The 19,356-nt window shown below is 70.9% G+C and carries 19 protein-coding genes; 7 read left to right on the top strand and 12 right to left on the bottom strand.

Translation table 11 applies throughout. The annotated features are described in order from the left end of the window. A complete protein-coding gene (locus ACE3Q8_RS00125) occupies positions 1-420 on the bottom strand; it encodes an ester cyclase (protein ID WP_374467760.1) in 420 nt (139 codons plus the stop codon). Positions 421-623: 203 nt separating this feature from the next. Continuing rightward, positions 624-1,310 (bottom strand): TMEM175 family protein, encoded by a 687-nt coding sequence (locus tag ACE3Q8_RS00130; protein ID WP_374467762.1) that lies wholly within the window; start codon positions 1,308-1,310, stop codon positions 624-626. 165 nt (positions 1,311-1,475) lie between these two features. Here ACE3Q8_RS00130 and ACE3Q8_RS00135 point away from each other — a divergent pair, with 165 nt between their 5' ends. Beyond that, positions 1,476-2,027: a hypothetical protein gene (locus tag ACE3Q8_RS00135; RefSeq protein ID WP_374467764.1), complete on the top strand. Its 552-nt coding sequence runs from the start codon at positions 1,476-1,478 to the stop codon at positions 2,025-2,027. 21 nt (positions 2,028-2,048) lie between these two features. On the opposite strand, the gene ACE3Q8_RS00140 is transcribed toward ACE3Q8_RS00135, so the two are convergent. After that, on the bottom strand, positions 2,049-2,924 hold the full coding sequence (locus ACE3Q8_RS00140) for a crotonase/enoyl-CoA hydratase family protein (RefSeq protein WP_374467765.1): 876 nt from the start codon (positions 2,922-2,924) through the stop codon (positions 2,049-2,051). Positions 2,925-2,979: 55 nt separating this feature from the next. Continuing rightward, the gene (locus ACE3Q8_RS00145) at positions 2,980-3,414 is read right to left on the bottom strand and encodes a DUF488 family protein (RefSeq protein ID WP_374467767.1); all 435 of its coding nucleotides are present in this window, start codon (positions 3,412-3,414) and stop codon (positions 2,980-2,982) included. Between the two features lie 52 nt (positions 3,415-3,466). Here ACE3Q8_RS00145 and ACE3Q8_RS00150 point away from each other — a divergent pair, with 52 nt between their 5' ends. Further along, the gene (locus ACE3Q8_RS00150) at positions 3,467-4,354 is read left to right on the top strand and encodes an alpha/beta fold hydrolase (RefSeq protein ID WP_374467769.1); all 888 of its coding nucleotides are present in this window, start codon (positions 3,467-3,469) and stop codon (positions 4,352-4,354) included. Here the strand turns inward: ACE3Q8_RS00150 and ACE3Q8_RS00155 are convergent. Both ACE3Q8_RS00155 and ACE3Q8_RS00160 read right to left on the bottom strand, forming a co-directional pair. Continuing rightward, on the bottom strand, positions 4,351-5,271 hold the full coding sequence (locus ACE3Q8_RS00155; RefSeq protein ID WP_374467771.1) for a thioesterase family protein: 921 nt from the start codon (positions 5,269-5,271) through the stop codon (positions 4,351-4,353). The two genes, ACE3Q8_RS00150 and ACE3Q8_RS00155, sit on opposite strands and share 4 nt — an antisense overlap. Positions 5,272-5,325: 54 nt before the next feature. Continuing rightward, on the bottom strand, positions 5,326-5,622 hold the full coding sequence (locus ACE3Q8_RS00160; RefSeq protein WP_374467773.1) for a hypothetical protein: 297 nt from the start codon (positions 5,620-5,622) through the stop codon (positions 5,326-5,328). 106 nt (positions 5,623-5,728) lie between these two features. Here ACE3Q8_RS00160 and ACE3Q8_RS00165 point away from each other — a divergent pair, with 106 nt between their 5' ends. Together ACE3Q8_RS00165 and ACE3Q8_RS00170 are read left to right on the top strand one after the other, a co-directional pair. Beyond that, positions 5,729-6,559, top strand: a complete 831-nt coding sequence (locus ACE3Q8_RS00165) for a cytochrome b/b6 domain-containing protein (RefSeq protein ID WP_374467774.1) — start codon at positions 5,729-5,731, stop codon at positions 6,557-6,559. Further along, entirely contained in the window at positions 6,556-7,329 is a 774-nt protein-coding gene (locus tag ACE3Q8_RS00170; protein WP_374467776.1) for a molybdopterin-dependent oxidoreductase, read from the top strand. Before ACE3Q8_RS00165 ends, ACE3Q8_RS00170 begins: the two co-directional genes overlap by 4 nt. Positions 7,330-7,336: 7 nt before the next feature. Here the strand turns inward: ACE3Q8_RS00170 and ACE3Q8_RS00175 are convergent, their stop codons facing one another. Beyond that, complete coding sequence (locus ACE3Q8_RS00175; RefSeq protein ID WP_374467778.1) at positions 7,337-8,569, bottom strand: pentapeptide repeat-containing protein; 1,233 nt, start codon at positions 8,567-8,569, stop codon at positions 7,337-7,339. A gap of 130 nt (positions 8,570-8,699) precedes the next feature. Here ACE3Q8_RS00175 and ACE3Q8_RS00180 point away from each other — a divergent pair, with 130 nt between their 5' ends. Continuing rightward, positions 8,700-9,680, top strand: coding sequence for a small ribosomal subunit Rsm22 family protein (locus ACE3Q8_RS00180; RefSeq protein ID WP_374467780.1), 981 nt, complete (start codon positions 8,700-8,702; stop codon positions 9,678-9,680). Between the two features lie 4 nt (positions 9,681-9,684). Here the strand turns inward: ACE3Q8_RS00180 and acs are convergent, their stop codons facing one another. Then, positions 9,685-11,637: an acetate--CoA ligase gene (acs, locus tag ACE3Q8_RS00185; protein WP_374467782.1), complete on the bottom strand. Its 1,953-nt coding sequence runs from the start codon at positions 11,635-11,637 to the stop codon at positions 9,685-9,687. Positions 11,638-11,746: 109 nt separating this feature from the next. On the opposite strand from acs, the gene ACE3Q8_RS00190 reads away from it, so the two are divergent. Further along, the gene (locus tag ACE3Q8_RS00190) at positions 11,747-12,301 is read left to right on the top strand and encodes a DUF2939 domain-containing protein (protein WP_374467784.1); all 555 of its coding nucleotides are present in this window, start codon (positions 11,747-11,749) and stop codon (positions 12,299-12,301) included. A gap of 7 nt (positions 12,302-12,308) precedes the next feature. On the opposite strand, the gene ACE3Q8_RS00195 is transcribed toward ACE3Q8_RS00190, so the two are convergent. Genes ACE3Q8_RS00195 through ACE3Q8_RS00205 form a run of 3 tightly spaced genes read right to left on the bottom strand, consistent with a single transcriptional unit; the run spans position 12,309 to position 16,835 of the window. Next, positions 12,309-14,246: a methyl-accepting chemotaxis protein gene (locus ACE3Q8_RS00195; protein WP_374467786.1), complete on the bottom strand. Its 1,938-nt coding sequence runs from the start codon at positions 14,244-14,246 to the stop codon at positions 12,309-12,311. Positions 14,247-14,301: 55 nt separating this feature from the next. Continuing rightward, positions 14,302-16,314, bottom strand: a complete 2,013-nt coding sequence (locus tag ACE3Q8_RS00200) for a TonB-dependent receptor plug domain-containing protein (protein ID WP_374467788.1) — start codon at positions 16,312-16,314, stop codon at positions 14,302-14,304. A gap of 29 nt (positions 16,315-16,343) precedes the next feature. Beyond that, the gene (locus ACE3Q8_RS00205) at positions 16,344-16,835 is read right to left on the bottom strand and encodes a hypothetical protein (protein WP_374467790.1); all 492 of its coding nucleotides are present in this window, start codon (positions 16,833-16,835) and stop codon (positions 16,344-16,346) included. 540 nt (positions 16,836-17,375) lie between these two features. On the opposite strand from ACE3Q8_RS00205, the gene ACE3Q8_RS00210 reads away from it, so the two are divergent. After that, positions 17,376-18,134, top strand: coding sequence for a creatininase family protein (locus ACE3Q8_RS00210; protein ID WP_374467792.1), 759 nt, complete (start codon positions 17,376-17,378; stop codon positions 18,132-18,134). Here the strand turns inward: ACE3Q8_RS00210 and ACE3Q8_RS00215 are convergent. Next, on the bottom strand, positions 18,131-19,216 hold the full coding sequence (locus tag ACE3Q8_RS00215; RefSeq protein ID WP_374467794.1) for a cell wall hydrolase: 1,086 nt from the start codon (positions 19,214-19,216) through the stop codon (positions 18,131-18,133). The two genes, ACE3Q8_RS00210 and ACE3Q8_RS00215, sit on opposite strands and share 4 nt — an antisense overlap. Positions 19,217-19,356 lie beyond the last annotated feature (140 nt).

The following is a 19,356-nucleotide window of genomic DNA, read 5'->3' on the forward strand; positions in this document are numbered from 1 at the left end:
TCAGTCCTTCAGCTGCTGGAAGATGGCCGCCACGTCTAGCCACACGTTCTCGCGCTTGATCTCGCCGCTTTCGGCGAACTCCAGCACGTGCAGCAGCCGGAACGAGAGCGGGCGGCCGCGCCCGTCCAGGCCGAACGGCCGCCCCGGCGCGGTGCCGCTCCACAGGCTGTCATCGACCATGAAGCCCTCGCCGTAGTAGCGGCGCAGGCTTTCCACCCGGCCCTCGGCCAGGTCGCCGAACAGGGTCTCGTAGAACGGCCGCACGCCGTCCCGCCCGCGCACCGGTCCGGCCGGCCAGCCGACGACATCGTGCTCCACATCCGGCGTCAGGGTGGCCAGCACCCCGTCCACGTCATCGTTCATCTCATAGCTGAAGTGCTCGTCCAGCTTTGCGTCCATCTGCGCGCGAGACAGCGCCATCTGCGCCTCCATCGATCCGACGGCGCAGCTTATATTGAGACAATCGTCTCACCACAAGACGAGAATCTCACATCCCGTCCGCGATCGGGCCGCCCGAGCGGATCGATCCTGATGTCCGCTTCCTACCCGAAGCGGCCGCTTAAGCGCGTTGACTGCGAAACTCGAGTTCCGCTGACGACCCGCTGCGGACATTCACCGCCGTCCTATTCGCTGAGCTTCTCCTCCGCCCTCGGCTCCTGGCCGGGGTTGTAGCGCGGCTTGGGTGGCGGCAGCAGGAAGAACGCGACGCAGAGAAGTGCGATCGTCACGCCTGCCGCAGGCGCCACAGCGGCCACTGGAACGGCCGCGATCTGGATCAGCGTCGCGACGCCGTAGCGGCGCGTCATCTGCCGGAGGAAGTCGGGCGCGAGCCGCTCGTCCATGATCCGACGCCCCGGCATCGCGTAGAACCACTTGGCCATCCAGGCGCAGGCGATCAGGGCGAGCCCGGCCACGAGGGTCACCGCCGCAACGTCCTCGAACCTGGTGCCGAGGTGGAAGCACCAGGCGCGGATCGGATAGGGGGCGAGGCCCACTGCAAAGAGGAACAGCAGGTTGATCGCGCCGAACCCATGATCGCTGCGGGCGTAGATGCGGCCCGAGTAATGGTGCTGCAGCCAATAGGCGCCGATCACAGCATAGCAGAGCACGAGAGCGAGGTGCTCGCGCCACTGTTCGGCCATTGCCTTCGCGAGGTCGGTGTAGCCCTGTGGGCCCTCCGGCGATCCCGGGACTTTGATCTCGACGAACAGCAGGGTGAGGATGATGGCGAAGACCGCATCGCTGAAGCCTTCGAAGCGATTGAGCCCGCGTTCGGCGCCAAGAGTGTTGGTGGATCGGCGGTCGCTCATCCTGCAGGAACCGGCGGCGACCTGCGCCAGTTGCCGAGTCTGCCAAAAGGCAGCTCTCCACCCTTAGGTGACCTTCGGTGCGTCCGCTCCTGCGCGGCCGTCAAGCGCAGCGTCTCCGGCTGAAAAAGTTTGGCGTTTCCGGAATCTCGCGTTCTTCTTTTGTTCATGTCTTCATCCGACGACATGGCGGAACGGCACGGCCGGGTGCTGGCGGAGCTCACCGAGCTTGGTCTGTCCCTCGCGCGCGCCCTGCACGACAAGGCGGTGACCGCCGAAGATCCCAAGCTCGCCAACGACTATGCGCTCGCCTTCCAGCGGGTCTCCCGCTCGGTGCGCCAGTCCATGGCGCTGGAGGCGAAGCTGGAACGCGACCGCCGGCGCGCGGCCGCCGAGGCCCGCGACTACCCGGTCAGCCGCGCCGCCGAGCAGGCGCGTGAGCTGGCGCGGGCTGTCTTCGTCCGCAAGGCGGAGGTCCGCTCGCGGCTGCGTTCGGAGCTGTGGGACGAGTACGAGAATCTGGACGACGCGGCGGTGGAGGCGATGATCGCCGGCCATATCGAGCGCGAGGCCGCCTTGGAGACCTTCCTGGCCGAGCCCGCCGGGGAGCAGGTCGAGCGCCTGCTGGCGGCTCTGCGCGCGGTGCTGGACCCTTCGGCCGCCGGAGCGGACGCCCCGGCCTGTGCGGACGCCGCGCCGCCCTGGCGCAGCTCGGCCTGAGCCAGCGCGCGCCGACGCCGCCTACATCTCCCCGCGCAGGGGCGCGAGGTCCGGGAAGTTCGCCTCGCGCTTCTCCGCCTTGGCCTGGAAGGCCTCCGCCATGTGCGGGCCGGAGAACATCGCCGTCTGCCAGACCGCGATATAGTCCAGCGCGTCCTTGATGCTGTGGTCGCGGGCGTAGTTGATCATCACCTTCGAGCCGGTGACGGCCAGCGGCGCCTTGGAGGCGATCTCCCGGGCGGTGACCAGGGCGTGGTCGATCAGCGCCTCGTGGCTCTCGAACACCTCGTTCACCAGGCCGATCTCCTTGGCCCTCTGCGCCGGCAGGCGGCGGCCGGTGTAGGCGAGCTCGCGCACCCAGCCCTCGGGGATCAGCTTGCAGAGCCTGGGGAAGGTGCCCACGTCGGCGGTCATGCCGATGTTGATCTCCTGGATCACGAAGAAGGCGTCGGCGGTGCAGTAGCGGATGTCGCAGGCGCTGGTCATGTCCACCGCGCCGCCGACGCAGCCGCCCTGGATGGCCGCGATCACCGGCATCCGCGCCTCGTCCAGGCAGGAGAAGCTGTCCTGCAGCAGCTTGACGTGGAAGCGCATGGCCTCGGCGTTGACGAAGCGGTCCTCCGACGCCGCCGAGGAGGTGGACCCGCCGCCGCCGAACACCGCCAGGTCCATGCCGGCGCAGAAGTGCTTGCCGGTGGAGGAGATGACGATGCAGCGCGCCCGGGCGTTGGTGTTGATGTCGTTCACGATGGCCGGCAGCTCATTCCAGAACGCCCGGACCATGGTGTTCATCGCCTCCGGCCGCTTCAGCCGGATGTGGGCGACGTGGTCCTCGATGCTCACGTCGAAGCAGGTCCAGGCCTGGGTCGTGCAGTCGATCTTCGCCGGCGCGTTCATGGCGGTGTCCTCCGTTGGCCGGCATCATCGGCCGGGGACGCGGGGGAAGCCAAGCTCAGAGGTTCTCGACCTCGCAGGCGTCCACCGCCTCGCAGATCCGCTCGGCGACGATGGCCCGGTGGCAGCCCCGGTGATCGGCCTCGTAGCAGAGCAGGGCAGCCTTGCGGCCCCGGGCGATCTCGGTCGCCTTGGCGAGCTCGAGCTGCGCGGCGGGCTCGGCCAGATGGTCCTCGAAGATGGCCCGCATCTCGGCCACGCGGCCCTTGCGGGCGGCGTCGCGGCCGGGCTTGGGCGTGCCGAGCTGCCGCAGGTGGACGTAGTCGATGCCGGCGTCCTTCAGGCTGGCGGCCAGCAGGGTCTTGGAGAAGCCGGCCCGCCGCGAGGCGGCCACGGCGCGCACGTCGATCAGCACCTCGACACCGGCGTCCTTCAGCCGGCGGATCACCGCGTCCTGGGTTTCGCTCTCGTAGCCGATGGTCGCCAGCTTCATGTCTTCTTCCGTGAGGTCAGGCCGCTATATGGGGGCGCTCGGAGGGGAACGCATGGACGCCGAAGTGGAGTACGAGCCGCGCGCGCGGCGGGTGGAGCTGCCGGGCCGGGGCGCGGGCGCCATGGCGGTCCTGGACTACGGCCCCCGCGACCGGCCGGCGGACATCGTCTTCTCCCATGCGAACGGGTTCAACGCCCGCACCTACCGCACCATCCTGGCGCCGCTGGCCGATGCGCTGCGCATCCTGGCCATCGACCTGCGCGGCCACGGGGCCACGACCCTCCCGGCCGTGGTCGAGGGCCGCCCCGGCTGGGCCGAGTTCCGCGACGACCTGCTGGCCTTCCTCGCCGCCGAGACGCAGGGACCGGTGGTGCTGGCCGGCCACTCCATGGGTGGGACGACCAGCCTGCTCGCCGCCGCCGCCGCGCCCGAGCGGGTGCGCGCGCTCGCCCTCTTCGATCCGGTGCTGATCCCCAACCCCGGGGCGCGCTCGGAGGCGGACCCGGCCGTGGCCGACTCGCCGCTCGTGCAGGGCGCGCTGCGCCGCCGGCCCGACTTCCCCAGCCGCCGCGCCGCCTTCGAGGCCTATACCGGCCGGGGCGCTTTCCGCACCTGGTCGCCCGCCCAGCTTGCCGACTACGTGGAGGCCGGCTTCGTGGAGCGCGCCGACGGCGGGGTGACCCTCGCCTGCCGGCCGGAGTGGGAGGCCTCCAACTTCCGCACCCACAACTACGACCCGTGGGCCGCCTTCCGGGCTCTGCGCTGCCCGACCCGCATCCTGCGGGCGGAGACCGGCTCCACCGCCCGCCTCGAGGATCGCCAGGCCGAGCTGGACGCCACGGGCCGCATCGCCGTCGAGACCGTCGCCGGCACGAGCCACTTCCTGCCCATGGAGCGGCCCGAGCTGGTCCGCCAGGTGCTGCGCGAGCTTGCCGCCTAGAGGCTGAGCCCGGGCACGGCCGTGGCGTTCGCGGCGGCCAGCGCCTCGTCCGACAGGGTGATGATCTTGCGGGTCTCCAGGTCGAAGGAGACCGCGATGGCCTCGGCGGCGCCCCAGGGGCGGCCGGTATCGGGGTCGAGCAGCCAGTGGACCAGCCGGCGGAACCGCGCGTCGCCGCCGCCCGGCCCGGAGCGCAGCTCCACCCGGTCGCCGGCCCGGGGCCAGTCGAGGTGGACCAGCCGGTACTCCAGCGCCGCGCCGCCGACCTTCGCGCCGTGCTCGGCGGAGCCCGGCCGCTGGCCGTCGAAGAAGTGCGGGATGCCGTCCGAGATCCGGGCCATCATCAGCTCGGTCCGCATCCGCCCGAAGACGTCGCAGTCGGCCGATCGGATGGCGCCCAGCGCCGTGCGCTTCAGGCCGAGCTCGTCGGCCCGCGCCAGGCTCGCCCGGCTCTCCACCGGATCCAGCCCGATGCTCTTCGGCGCCGCCTTCTCGGGCACGGCGATCGCCAGCGCCTCGGCGCGCCGGCGAATTCGCTCGGGCCAGGGGAAGACGCAGCCGTCCCGTGGCGTCGCGTGCGCCACCACGGTCTGGAAGCTGGCCGCCAGCTCGCCCGTGCGGTGGTGCAGCAGGAGCAGCAGGCGGGCGGTGTCCTCGCCCATGTCGACCACGCCGCCGGTCATGTGCAGCGGGGCGCCGGGGCGCGCTTCCTTGATGAAGCGGATGTGCTGCTCGCGGACCAGCAGGGTGGCGTCGGCATGGGGCGCAAAGGCCTGCGGCATGCCGAGCTCGGCCGCGAGTCCCGCCAGCCCCTCCATGGACTTTGCCACGTAGAAGCCGACGTTGAGGTGCCCCATGGCGTCGCATTCCCAGGTGGCGACGCTGCCCCGCCAGACCTCCACGCCCTCGCTGCTCACCGGCCCGCTCCCCCTCTGACGGCCGGCGAGCTTAGGGGCGCCCGCCCGGGACCGCTAGCGCTTGCCCTCGACGGGATCGGCGCCCGGGCCCAGCCGGCCCTCGTTGGCCGACGTGGGGGCGGTGGTGTCGCCGGCGCCCTGGCGGGTCGGCGCGTCGGCGGCCGGGTCGAAGCTGCGCGGTTCGCCGCTCTCGCCGGTCACCTGCTCGGTGCGGCCGGTGCGCTCCACCGAGTCGTCCTGCCGGACCGAGGGGTAGCGCTCGGCGCCGGCGTTGTCCTCGGCGGCGTTCAGCGGCTGGGCGGCGTTGCCCTCGCGGCCTTCGGTGTTCATCTCGTCGCGTCCTTCGGACATGCGGGCCTCCTTGCTCTGTCGGCAGGAGAAGCGCGGGGGCGCCGTCCGTGTTCCACCCCGCGGCCCGACTGTGGCAGGATCGCCGCCGCGCGGCGAAGGAGCGGCCATGGCCCGGGAGGCCCGACCCACGACGGTTGTCTACAAGCGGCACTCCGGCCTGGTGCGCGCGACGCATTGGGTCAACGTGCTGGCGATCAGCCTGCTGCTGATGAGCGGCCTGCAGATCTTCAACGCCCACCCGGCGCTCTACTGGGGTCAGAAGTCCACCTTCGCCGACCCCTGGCTCTACATGGGCCTGGCGGAGATCGGCGACCGGCCCGTGGGCGTGACCATGGTCGGCGACCGCGCCTTCGAGACCACCGGCCTGTTCGGCTACTCCGGCGCCGAGGGGCGCCGCGAGCCGCGCGGCTTCCCGGCGTGGGCGACGGTCCCCAGCTACCGGGATCTCGCGAGCGGGCGGCGCTGGCACTTCTTCTTCGCCTGGCTGTTCGTCATCAACGGCCTGGTCTACCTCGCCGCCGCCCTGCTCAGCCGCCACCGGCGCGACCTGCTGCCCACCCGCGAGCAGTGGCGGCTCCGTCACATCTGGCGCGATGTTCTCGACCATGCCCGGCTACGGTTTCCGAAGGGGGAGGCGGCCCGGACCTACAACGTCCTGCAGAAGCTGACCTACCTGGCCATGATCCTCGGGGTGCTGCCGCTGATGCTGCTCACCGGGCTCTCCATGTCGCCGGGCTTCAACGCCGCGGCCCCCTGGCTCATCGACCTGTTCGGCGGCCGACAGTCGGCGCGGTCGGTGCACTTCATCTGCGCGGGCCTGATCGTGCTGTTCGTGCTCGTGCACGTCGCCCTGGTGGTGCTCTCCGGCTTCTGGAACAACATGCGGTCCATGATCACCGGCCGATACGCCATCGAGACGGAAGGGCCGCGGCCATGAGCGGGGCCAGTCGCCGGGGCCTGATCCGCGCGGCGGGCGCCTCGCTGGCGGGGCTGACGCTGGCCGCCTGCGATCGGCTGAACGCCAGTCCAGGCTTCTCCCGCGTGCTCGCCGGCGCCGAGGACCTGACCCGCCGCGCCCAGCGCATGGTCACGGACCGCAAGGCGCTCGCGCGCGAGTTTTCGCCGGCCGACATCTCGCCGGATTTCAAGGCGAACGGCACCCTGCGGCCGAGTTCGGCGGCGTACGCCGCCCAGGCCGCCGCCGGGTTCGCCGACTGGCGGATCGTGGTGGACGGGCTGGTGGAGCGGCCGCTCTCCCTCAGCCTCGCCGAGCTGCGCGCCATGCCCGCCCGGACCCAGATCACCCGCCACGACTGCGTGGAGGGCTGGTCCTCGATCGGCAAGTGGACCGGGGCGAGGCTCGGACCGCTGGTCGACCGCGCGGGACTGAAGCCCGAGGCGCGCTATCTGGTGTTCCACTGCGCCGACCACCTGGGGCCGAACCAGGACGCCACCGACCGCTATTACGAGAGCATCGACCTGATCGACGCCTACCACCCGCAGACCATCCTGGCCTACGAGATGAACGACGCCGTCCTGCCCGTGCCGCACGGCGCGCCGGTGCGCCTGCGGGTGGAGCGGCAGCTCGGCTACAAGCACGCCAAGTACGTCCAGCGGATCGAGGCGGTCGCCGACTTCGCCCACATCGGCGGCGGCAAGGGCGGCTTCTGGGAGGACCGCGGCTACGAGTGGTACGCCGGGATCTGAGGTCTGGTCAGGCGACGTCCTGGGCCAGGACCTCCACCTCGGCGCCGGTGAGGTCGCAGCCGGCCATGCGGGCCTGGGTGATGTCCGCCTCGACGAAGCGCGCGCGGACCGCCGAGGCGCCTCGGAAGTCGGCATGGCGCAGGCAGGCGCGGGTGAAGTCGGTGCGCACGAACCGGCCCTCGGCGATCATCAGCGGGCCCATGCGGGCGCCGCGCAGGTCGGCCCGGGTCAACTGCGCCTCCGCGAGCTTCGCCCCGCGCAGGTCGGCGTCCCGCAGGTTCGCCCCGCGCAGGTCGCAGCCGGACAGGTCGGCGCCCTGCAGCTGCACGCCCTGCAGGTCCATGCCGAACAGGATGGAACGCGGCGCCACCAGGGCGGTGAGCTTGCGCTGGCGCAGGTGCTTGAGCGGCCGGAAGTCGATGCCAGGCAGGCTCATCACCCGGCCCCGCGCGCCGTTGCTCTCGCAGTAGGCCTCGTGCTCGGCCAGCACTTCGTCGAGCGACTGGTCGTCGATGTAGACGAGCGGCGGAGGGGCCCGCAGCACGTCGGTCAGGTCGGCGTCGTCGAGCCGCGCGTGCTCCAGGTTCACGCCAGCCAGGACCGCCCGCTTCATGGAGGCGCCGGTGAGGTCCGCGCCGCCGAGGTCGGCGCCCGACAGGTCGGCGCCGTCGAGCACCGCGTTGTGCAGCCGCGCGCCGGCCAGCATCGCGCCGGCGAGGCTGGCGTCGGTGAAGTCCACGGCCATGGCCACCGCGCCGGCCAACTGGGCGCCGGCGAGGTTGGCGCCGGAGAGGATGGCGTAGTTCAGCTCGCCCGGCCGATGCTCGTGGCGCAGCACGCGGAAGCCATCGAGCTTGTCCTGCAGCGCGATGCGGCCCTCGCGCAGGTCGCAGCCGGCGAGGTCAGCCCCGGCCAGGTTCGCGCCGCGCAGGCAGGCGCCGCGCAGGTCGGCGCGTTTCAGGTTCACCCGCCGCATGTCGGCCTCGCGCAGGTCGGCCCCGAACAGGATCGCGCGGCTGAGGTTGGCGCGGGCGAGGTTCGCCCCGTCGAGCTTCACCCCGGCGAGATCGGCCTCGCGCAGGTCCAGGCCTTCCAGCGAGCAGTGGGAGAGGTCGGCGTGGGTCAGCGACAGGCGCCGCCCGCCGGACCGGCCGGCGAGATAGCGCTGGTGCGCCTCCACTGCGTCGCGCAGCGCGTTGGCGTCGAGGCTGACGTGGTGCGGGACGGCTTGGGTCGACATCGCAGGCCTTGTTCGCGTCCAACCTGCGCCCGGGGCGCTTAAGGAACGGTTGCGAGGGTTAACGGCCTTCCCTGCCGGGCCGGAATGGAGGACAGGAGGCGCCGATGCCCGCCGACCGCGTACGCCCGACATGAGCCCCGACCTGCCGCAGCCGCTGAGGGCGGCGCTCGAGCGCGAGCTCGAGGGCGTGTCCCGCCGCGGACTGGCCGAGCGGGCGGCCAGGACCTCGGCCGCCTACCGCGCGGGCCAGGGCTCGGCTGGGGTGATCCGGGGACTGGACGACGCGCTGGCCTATGCGCTGGCGAGGCTGCCGGCCACCTACGCCGCCTGCGCCAGCGTCTTCGACGAAGCTGCGCGCCGGGCGCCGGGTTTCGCGCCGCGCAGCGTCCTGGACGCAGGCTCAGGCCCCGCGGCGGCGAGCTGGGCGGCGCTGGAAGCCTGGCCCGGCGTGGAGTCGGTGACCTGGCTCGACGCCAGCGGCCCGTTCCTCGATCTCGCGGGCCGGCTGGCCGCGGAGGCGCCCGCGCCGATCCACGGGGCCGCGCGGCTGCGCGCGGACCTCACCGGCGGCGGGACGTCCTGGCCGAAGGCCGACCTGGTGGCGGCAAGCTACGCACTTGCCGAGATCCCCGAGGCCCGTCAGGCGGAGGTGGTCGGCGCGCTGTGGGCCGCGGCCAGCGGACTGCTGGTGCTGGTGGAGCCCGGCACGCCCGCCGGCTTCGCGCGGCTGCTGCGGGCGCGGGAGGCGCTGGTCGCCCAGGGCGCGGACATCCTGGCGCCGTGCCCGCACGCCCGGGCCTGCCCGCTGGCGGCGCCGGACTGGTGCCACTTCGCCGTCCGCCTGCCGCGTAGCCGCGACCATCGCCTGGCCAAGGGCGCCGACGCCCCCTTCGAGGACGAGAAGTTCGCCTACCTGGCGGCCGCCCGGCCAGGCGTCGGCGTGGGCGCCGCCGCCTCGCGCGTCCTGCGCCACCCGCGGAGCGGCAAGCCCGGCCTGGAGCTCAGGCTGTGCGGCCCCGAGGGGCTGGAGACCCGCTTCGTCGGCAAGCGCGACAAGGCCGCCCACGCCCGGGCGCGGCGCCTGGGCTGGGGCGACGCCTGGGACGCCTGACGGCTCAGGCCTTTTCGGCCGCGGCCCGGTGCTTCACGAGGTCGTCCACCACGCCCGGGTCGGCGAGCGTCGAGGTATCGCCCAGGTTGCCCAGGTCGTCCTCGGCGATCTTGCGCAGGATCCGGCGCATGATCTTGCCCGAGCGCGTCTTCGGCAGGCCCGGCGCGAACTGCACCACGTCCGGGGCGGCGAACGGCCCGATCTCCCGGCGCACCCAGCCCTTCAGCTCGGCCTCCAGGATGTCGGTGGCCTCCACGCCGGCCTTGAGGGTCACGTAGCAGTAGATGCCCTGGCCCTTCACCGGGTGCGGGAAGCCCACGACGGCGGCCTCCGCGACGTTCTCGTTGGCCACCAGCGCGCTCTCGATCTCGGCGGTGCCCAGGCGGTGGCCGGAGACGTTGATCACGTCGTCCACCCGACCGGTGATCCAGTAGTAGCCGTCCTCGTCGCGCCGCGCCCCGTCCCCTGTGAAGTACTTGCCGGGGTAGGTGGTGAAGTAGGTGGTGATGAACCGCTCGTGGTCGCCGTAGACGGTGCGCATCTGGCCCGGCCAGGAGTCGGTCAGGCAGAGGTTGCCGCTCACCGCCCCCTGCAGGACCTTGCCGTCGGCGTCGACGAGCTGCGGCTTCACGCCGGGCAGGGGCTTGGCGCAGGAGCCGGGCTTCAGCGCGTGCGCGCCGGGCAGCGGGCTCATCAGGCAGGCGCCGGTCTCGGTCTGCCACCAGGTGTCGACGATCGGGCAGCGGCCTTCGCCTACCACGCGGTGGTACCAGAGCCACGCCTCCGGGTTGATCGGTTCGCCGACGGTGCCGAGCAGCCGGATCGATTGGCGGGAGGTGCGGGTCACCGGCTCCTCGCCCTCGCGCATCAGGGCGCGGATGGCGGTGGGGGCCGTGTAGAAGATCTCCACCTTGTGCTTGTCGCAGACCTCCCAGAACCGGGAGGAGGTGGGGTAGTTCGGCACGCCCTCGAAGATGAGCGTGGTGGCCGCATTGGCCAGCGGGCCGTAGACCACGTAGCTGTGGCCGGTCACCCAGCCCACGTCGGCGGTGCACCAGAAGACCTCGCCGGGTCGGTAGTCGAACACCAGCTCGTGGGTGTGCGCCGCCCAGGTCAGATAGCCGCCGGTGGTGTGCAGCACGCCCTTCGGTTTCCCCGTCGAGCCCGAGGTGTAGAGGATGAACAGCGGATCCTCGGCGTTCATCGGCTCCGGATCGCACTGGTCCGACACCGTCTGCTTCAGGTCCGAGTAGTAGGCGTCGCGGCCGGGAGTCATCGGCACCTCGGCGCGCGTGCGCCGCACGACGATCACGTCGGTCACGCCCGGGCACTCCTTCAGCGCCTCGTCCACGTTGCGCTTCAGGGGGACGACGCGGCCGCCGCGGACGCCCTCGTCGGCGGTGATCACCAGCCGGGAGTCGCAGTCCTGGATGCGCCCGGCCAGGCTGTCGGGCGAGAAGCCGCCAAACACCACCGAGTGCACCGCGCCGATCCGGGCGCAGGCCAGCATGGCCGCCGCAGCCGCCGGAATCATCGGCAGGTAGATGGTGACGCGGTCGCCCTTCTTGACGCCCTTGGCCTTCAGCACATTGGCCCAGCGGCAGACCTCGGCGTGGAGCTGCCGGTAGGTGAGCGCGTCGTAGACCTCCGGGTCGTCGCTCTCCCAGATGATCGCCGTCTGGTCGCCCCGGGTCGCCAGGTGCCGGTCGAGGCAGTTCACCGAGACGTTCAGCACGCCGTCGGCGAACCAGCGGATGCGGAAGTCCTCGCGGTTGAAGGACACGTCCTTGATCTGGGTGGGCGGTGTCATCCAGTCGAGCCGGCCGGCGACCTCGCGCCAGTAGCCCTCCGGATCGGTCTCGGCGCGCCGCACGGCGGCCTCGTAGCCGGCGGCGTCCATGTGCGCCCGCTTGGCCCAAGCCTCAGGAACCGGAAACACCTCGCCGTCGGACATCACCGCGCACTCCGCAAAAGGTTGTGGATCACTATGCGACGAGGCCGCCGGGGCGCAACACGCGGCAGCATGCCTGGTTGAGGCGACTCAGGCCGGCGGCCATTTTGGCCGGATGCTTCGAACAGGCCTGACCCTCATGGCGGTGGCGGCGCTGGCGGCCCTCGGCGGCTGCGGGCGCAGCGTGCCGAAGGACGCGGTGGCCGGCGCCGAGCAGCTCTTCGCCGCCGTGGTGGCGCGCGACCGCGTGGCCTTCGAGGCGGCGGTGGACCGCCGGGCCGTGCGCGAGGACCTGCGCGGCCAGCTCGTCGCCGTGGCCCGGAGACAGGGGCTGGAGGTGGACGGCGGGCCGTCCGAGTTCGCGCTCGACCGGATGATCGGCCCGGACGCCTTCCGGCTGGTGGACGCCGAAGGCCAGCGGGTCTCGGAGCCGCCCAGCGCCCAGCAGATCGCCGGGATGATGAAGGTGGAGGCCAAGGGCCGCGTCTGCGTGCAGGACCAGGCCGAGCACTGCCTGCTGAGCTTCGCCCGGCAGCAGGGCGAGGAGGGCGCGCGCTGGCGGCTGGTCAGCATGCCGGCGCAGGACCTGACCATCGCCCTCCCGGCGTCCGACAAGGAAACGCCCGGCGAGACGGCTCGCCGGGCGCAGGGTCAGGCTCGGGAAGGATGAGCCGGGACTAGAACTCTTCCCAGTTGTCGATCTGGGCCGCAGTGGCCGCGCCGGAGGCGTAGGCCAGCTTGGCGCGCACCGTCGTCGGCGCCGGCTCCCTGGCCGGCGCGGCGGCCGGCTTCGCAGAGGGCTCGGCCGACTCGCCGGTGTCGAACTCGCCGATCAGGCGGCGGAGCTCGGCGGCCTCGTTGCGCAGCGCGTGTGTGGCGGCGGTGGTCTCCTCCACCATGGCCGCGTTCTGCTGGGTCACCTGGTCCATGTTGTTCACGGCCACGTTGACCTCGTGCAGGCCCGACGACTGTTCCTGGGCCGAGGTGGCGATGTCGCCGACGAGCGAGTCGATGGCGTCCACCTGGCTGACCATCTGCTGCAGGGCCTCGCCGGTCTCGCCGACCAGGGCCACGCCCTGCTCGACCTGAGCCGTGGAGGCGGAGATCAGGGTCTTGATCTCCTTGGCCGCGTCGGCCGAGCGCTGGGCGAGCGCCCGCACCTCGGAGGCCACCACCGCGAAACCCTTGCCGGCGTCGCCGGCCCGGGCCGCTTCGACCCCGGCGTTCAGGGCCAGCAGATTGGTCTGGAAGGCGATCTCGTCGATCACGCCGATGATCTGGCTGATCTGGCCGGCCGACTTCTCGATCTCGCCCATGGCGGACACCGCACGGCGCACCACCTCCTCGCCGCGCGAGGCGCCGGACTTGGCGGTCTGCACGGCCGAGCGGGCGTTCTGGGCGCCCTCGGCGGACTTCTTCACCGTGGTGGTGATCTGCTCCAGGGCGGCGGCGGTCTGCTCGAGGCTGGCCGCCTGCTGCTCGGTGCGCCGCGACAGGTCGTCGGACGCGCCGGCGATCTGGTCGGCGCCCGCGCCGATCTGCGCGGCGTTGGAGGTGATCACCCGCATGGCTTCCTGGAGCTTCTCCATGGCGGCGTTGAAGTCCGCGCGGAGCTGCTCGTACTCGGCCGAGAACGGGGTGTTCAGCCGGTGCTTCAGGTCGCCCTGGGACAGGCGCGCCAGGCCGTCGGCGAGCGCATGCACCACCGCCACCTGGGCTTCCTGGGTGCGGGCGCGTTCGGCCTCGACCTCTTCGCGCATGGCGGCTTCGCGGGCGTGGCTCTCCTCCTGTTCCTTGCGCATCGCGTCCATGCGCTGGAGGTTCTCCTTGAAGACGCCGAGCCCGCGGACGATCGCGCCGAGCTCGTCGCCGCGCTGAAGCGGCTCGAGGTCGACGTGGTGGTCGCCGCCGGCCAGGGCTTCCGTGGCGCGGGCGATCCCGTCGATGCCGCGGCGCACGCCCATGATGATGGCGACCGACAGCCAGGCCACGGCCACCAGGGTGAGCAGTGAGCCGCCCATCACGATCTTGCCGGTCAGGGCCGCCTGGGCGGCGCTGTCCTTGGCCCGCCGGTCCGCATCCGCCTGCACGGCGTTGCGCGCCTGGGCGAGCGTGTCGGTCATCCGGGAGTAGTGCTCCTCGAACGGCTGGACGAAGGCCACGGCCGTGGCGAAGTCCACGCCCATCATCGAGCTCACGACCTCGATGCCGCCGCGGTAGTCGGTCAGGTCCTTGGCGACGTCGTTGAACCGCGCCTGCTGGGCCTTGGGCAGGTCCTTCTTGAGCTTCTCGAGGTCCGCCTTGATGGCGTCCACGTCACCCATGAGGGCCTGCAGCTTGGCGGGCGCGTCCGACGGGCCGCCGACGACAGCGCCGGCCTGGTTGGTCATCGCCTGATAGATCTGCAGGTGCGCGGCGGTGATGCGGTTCGACAGCGCCGCGACCCGGAGGCTGACCGCCATGTCGTGCTGGACGATGCGGTCGAGCGCCTGGGACTGCTGCTGCTGGCTGTAGAAGGCGCCGCCCGAGACGAGCGCCAGGACCACGACCGCGAAGGCCGGGGCGAACGCCATCTTCACCACGAGGGAGAGATCGACGAAACGAGGCATTTTCATACGCTTGCTCCCGGAAGAGGGAACGGCCCCGCGTTTCTGCGGGGCCGCAAAGGGCTTACCAGGCCTTGCTGATGGAGACGAACATCCGGCGTTCGGCTTCCAGGCCGTTGGTCTGGCGCTGGCGCTTCTCAAGCAGGTTCTGGCCGGCGACCGCGAAGGTCACGCCATTGTCCAGCTTGCGGGCGACGCGGGCGCCGAGGGTCGTGAAGGCGTCGACCTCGCCGAGGCCGGTGCCGACCTGACGGACGGTCTCGAACTTGCCGACGTAGTGCAGGAAGGCGTCCGCTTCCCAGGCCTTATTGGCCCAGCCGGCGGCCAGGTTGCCCCGATGCTTCGGGCTGGTCCGCTCGAAGGCGGTGCTCCGCAGCACCGTGTTCACGCCGGCGAAGGGTTCGTCTTCGACGTCCGTGTAGGTGTAATCGGCGCTCCAGCGGAAGCCGTTCTTGGCGTTGCCCGAGGCGAGGACTTCAAAGCCCTTCATCTCGGAGTCCGAGGTGTTGATGAACTGGACGGCCGGCAGGGTGGTCCGGGTCGGCGCGATGTCGATCCCCGAGGTGCTCGGCAGGCCCTTGATGTCCTCCCACTTCTGCACGAACGCCCGCACGCCGACCTTGGCGTTCAGGGCCGTGATGTTGCGGTCGTAGGAGACCTGGTAGTTCTCGACGATGCTCGGGCGCAGGGTCGGGTTGCCGATGAAGGCGAGGTTGACCGTCGGCGAGACCGGCGTGGTGCCCGACAGGCCGGCCATCTCGACCAGGGTCGGCGCCTGGACGCCGCGGCCGTAGGACAGCTTGATGGTGTCTTCGGACGTCGGGCGGAAGACCACCGCAGCGTTGACGCTCAGTTCCTTGACCTTGCGGTCCCACAGCGCGTTGTCCGCGAGCGGGGCGCCGGCCGGGAAGCCGCCGGTGCGCTCGATGTCCATGGTGTCGTGGCGGAGCGCGATCGTCGTGGCGATCTTCTCGCTGATCTGCCAGTTCCACATCCCGGACACGGCGAACACATCGTAGCCGATGTCGCCGTTCTTGAGCGGCGCGGTGTTCAGCGTGTTGTTCCGGTACTCGGCGCCGATCCGGAAGGTGTGGGCGGCGCCGACCTTGAACAGGTCCTGCAGGCTGACCACGCGGATGCGGTTCTCCCACTCCGTGCGGCCCAGGATGATGTACTTGGCGCTCAGGTCGTTCTGATAGGCCGAGACCTGCAGCAGGCCGAGCTTGGTCTCGGACGCCAGGGTGGCCTTCACCGAGGAGACGGCGCTCTTGGTCGGCGAGTAGGAGGCGCCGGCGATCGTGCTTTCCTGCACGTTCGACCAGGAGCCCTCGACACGGAGCTGGGTCTTGTCGGTCAGTTGGGCCACGGTGTCGAGCGAGGCGCTGACGTTCTCCGGATCATGGATGCGGGTCACGTCGGCCAGGCCGATCGTGTTCTTCCACTCGTCCTGCTTCTCGGCGCCGAACGACAGGCGGGCGGAGAGCTTCTCGCCCAGCTTGCCGGTCGCCACGACGGAGACGCCGCCGTAATCGTTCGTGCCGCCCCGGACCTCCACCGCATTCACGGAGTCGAACTTCGGGTTGAAGGTGATGATGTTCACCACGCCGGACACGGCGTTGAAGCCGAAGAGCGCCGTGTTCGGGCCCTTCACGACCTCGATCTGGCGGATCTCCTGGAGCTGGACGGGGATGTTCCGCCAGAAGGTCAGGCCGTAGTGGTCCATATAGACCTGGCGCCCGTTGACCAGCACCAGCAGGCGCGGCGAGCTCGACTGGTTGTAGCCGCGGACGTTCACGTCCGTGTGGCCGGCGGACCAGTTCAGCACGTCGATGCCGGCGACGCGGCTGATGATCGTCGGCAGGTCGGTCGCGCCCGAGCGGCGGATGTCATCCTGCGAGATGATCTGCATGTCGGCCGGGGCCTCGGAGGCGCGCTGCGGCGAACCGGTGGCGCTCGTGGTCACCGGCTCGTTGAACAGCTCCTGCAGGGACCCGTAGTCGATGGATTGCGCGGCGGCCGGCAGGGCCGCGGTCAGCGCGAGGCCGGCGGCGCCGGCGGCAAAGAGAAATTTCTTCATTGGTTTCAACTTTCTATGTCCGCGGCCGATCAGATTTCTTTGATCATCATGCGGAAGGCCGCCTTGAAGGCGGCTCCGACGGACGCGGCCGCTGCGCGGTTCACGGTGATCTCGACCTTCGGGACGGTGGTGACGCCCATGACGCAGGCGCCCGACCGGACGCAGGCGGGGTCGGAGCCGATGGTCACCAGCTTCTTGCCCTTCGCGGCCGCGCCGACGGCGCCGTAATTCACGCCTTCGGTCACGTAGAGCGCGTTGACGCCCGAGACGCCGGCGACCGAGCCGGCTTCCACCGGCTTGCCCACCAGGGTCACCGCGCCGGCGCTGTAGCCGCCGCCGATCGCGGCCATGACCGCGTTCTTCTCCGCCACCGAGTTCGGCTTCGACGGATCGAAGACGACGCCCAGGGTGGCGCGGCCCGTGGGCCCGTTCTCCAGGAAGGTCAGTGCGCGGCCCGCGACCTGAAGGTCCTTGGCCGGATCCGCAGACGCGAAGCCAGGCGCGCCGAGCACGCCCGCCACGGCGACGAGCGCCGCGCAATTGCTTGCGATGCTAATAGTATTGCGTTGAGTAACTCGCATATCTTTCCTTGCCCCCCTCGGGCTGATCGCGTGTGAAAAAGCACAATCGCGACTGAATAGAGGGTTAATGCCAGGAGATTAGCGTGCTATGGGCAAGAAGATGGCGAGCTAATATTGGGTAAACTGCGGTACGACTATGAATGTCGTCAAAGTCGATGCCGTCGGCGCTACCCTGAAGATTGCAAGCAATCCTTGGTTTCTGCTCAACCGGACTGTGATAACTCGTTGCAGAGTTGAGCCGCGAACAAAGATATCGTGACAGGCTGTTGCGCGCTCGTCCGGCTCTACCGGAGCCCTACCTGCAGCGGCGGCCGGCGCTGAACGGCTCGGATACCGACGCTCGCGCTGAAAACGGACAAGTTGTCGCACCATCTGCGGATGAGCAAATCTTCGCCTCGCCCCCTGAGCGAGTGAGCGGCCGCCCCTATCGGAGCCGCCGGCGGCGGGCTATCGACGGGCGGGCAAGAAGGATTCCGCCGCATGCTCCTGCATCTGTCCACCTGGGCCGAGATCGAAGACCAGCTCGGCCGCTCCAAGGCCGTCGTGATCCCTATCGGATCCAACGAGCAGCACGGACCGACGGGTCTGCTCGGCACCGACTGGCTGTGTCCGGAGATCATCGCGCACGAGGCGCAGCGGCGTTCGCCCGGCCTGCTGGTGGCGCCCACCTTCAACATCGGTATGGCCCAGCACCACCTGGACTTCCCGGGCACCATCGCCCTGCGGCCGTCCACCTTCATGCTGGCGATCGGCGACTGGTGCCGCAGCCTGGCGCACCATGGTTTTACCCGGCTCTACTTCCTGAACGGCCACGGCGGGAACGTCGCCACCATCGAGGCGGCGTTCTCGGAGCTGTACGCGGAGGCGAGCTACGCCGGTCGGCCGCGCGGCTTCGCCTGCCGGCTGCGCAACTGGTGGGAGCTGCGCGGTGTGATGGCGCTCGCCAATCGCCAGTTCCCCACCGGGCATGGCAGCCACGCCACGCCGTCCGAGATCGCCGTCACTCAGTGGGCCTATCCAGACAGCATCAAGGCGGCCAACTACGCGCCGCAGGTTGCGCCCACCGGGCCAATCCGCGAGGCGATGGACTTCCGGGCCCGCTACGCCGACGGCCGCATGGGCTCGGATCCCGGGCAGGCGACCCCGGAGAAGGGCGGCGAGCTCGTGGCCGCGGCCGCCCAGGCGTTGATCGAGGAGGTGGCGGAGTTCGGCCGCGAAGGCGGCCCGGCCGACGCCTAGAAGCCGGGGCCCATCCGCCCGGGCACCGCGATCCTGGGCGGCGCCTTCGGCTTCGGCCGGCCGGTCCAGTCGAGCTCTTCGGGCCGGGTGATGGTCTTCGGATCCTGGGGCACGGTCTCGGCCGCCACCACCAGGACCGGCTCGGCCGCCGCTGCGGGCGCTGTCGCGGCCTCGACGCTGACCGGGGGCTCGTGCGTCGCCTCGGGCTCGGTCACATTGGCCGCCAGGGCGAACTCCGCCTTATCGGCGGCCAGTCCGTCCAGCGTCGCCAGACGGACCGCGTCGGACTCGCCGCCGGCATACCGCCCGCCGAACGCCGGGGGCATACCCGAGGCGCCGGTCCACCGGTAGAAGATGTGCGCGCCGATGGTGGCCACCTTCACCAGGGTCGGGCTCCAGTACGGCGCCACGTAGTCCGCATGGTAGTGCGTGGCGTTACCGACCTTCTTCATCACGGAGCCGTTCAGGGCCGCCTCGGCGACCTTGCGCGCCCGGGCCCAGCCCTCGTCCGTGGCCTTGCGGCCCAAAGCTCCGTCGCAGGTGAAGGTGAACTGGCACCCGCTGGCCCGCTCGGAGCCCTGGAAGACGACGCCGCAGACGGTCTTCGGGAAGGCCGGGTGGCGCATGCGGTTCAGCACCACCTGCGCCACCGCGCGCTGGCCGTCGGTGCTCTCGTAGGCCGCCTCGTAGTAGATCGCGGCGGTCATGCAGTCGATCGCGCGGGCCTCGTCGATCACCCCCTCGGCCTTCAGGAAGAACGGCTTGGCCGGCGGGTTCGGCAGATCCGACACCGGGTTGGACGCGTTCCAGAGGCGGGCCGCCTCGGGCGACAGGTCCTGCAGGCGGATGAGGCCGCCCGCGTCCTCGGCCACCGGCTGGGCGGTGAGCGCCACAGCCGCCTGCTGCAGCCCGGCCGGCTGGCCGCGCGGCGCCGGCGCCACGGGCGCGGTCCCGCGGGCGAAGGTGAACCCGCTCAGCGCGAGCACCGTCAGCGCGACGACGACGCCCAGGCCGGCGACGAGCGCCGCCTGGCCGCGGTCGAGCGAAAGTCGGGACGTGAAAGGACGCAGACGGGAAAGCAAGCGCGAAGGCCCCATGCAGCTTGGCTTCAGGCGGGACCCGTTAGGCGAAAGACCCGTGTGAGGCGAGTCTTTTCTTTAACTCGTGGTTAACCACATGACCGCGAAGGCCTGCGAATACAGACCCTTAGAGCAGGCGCAGG

The organism is Phenylobacterium sp., assembly GCF_041913825.1.
Classification (GTDB): domain Bacteria; phylum Pseudomonadota; class Alphaproteobacteria; order Caulobacterales; family Caulobacteraceae; genus Phenylobacterium.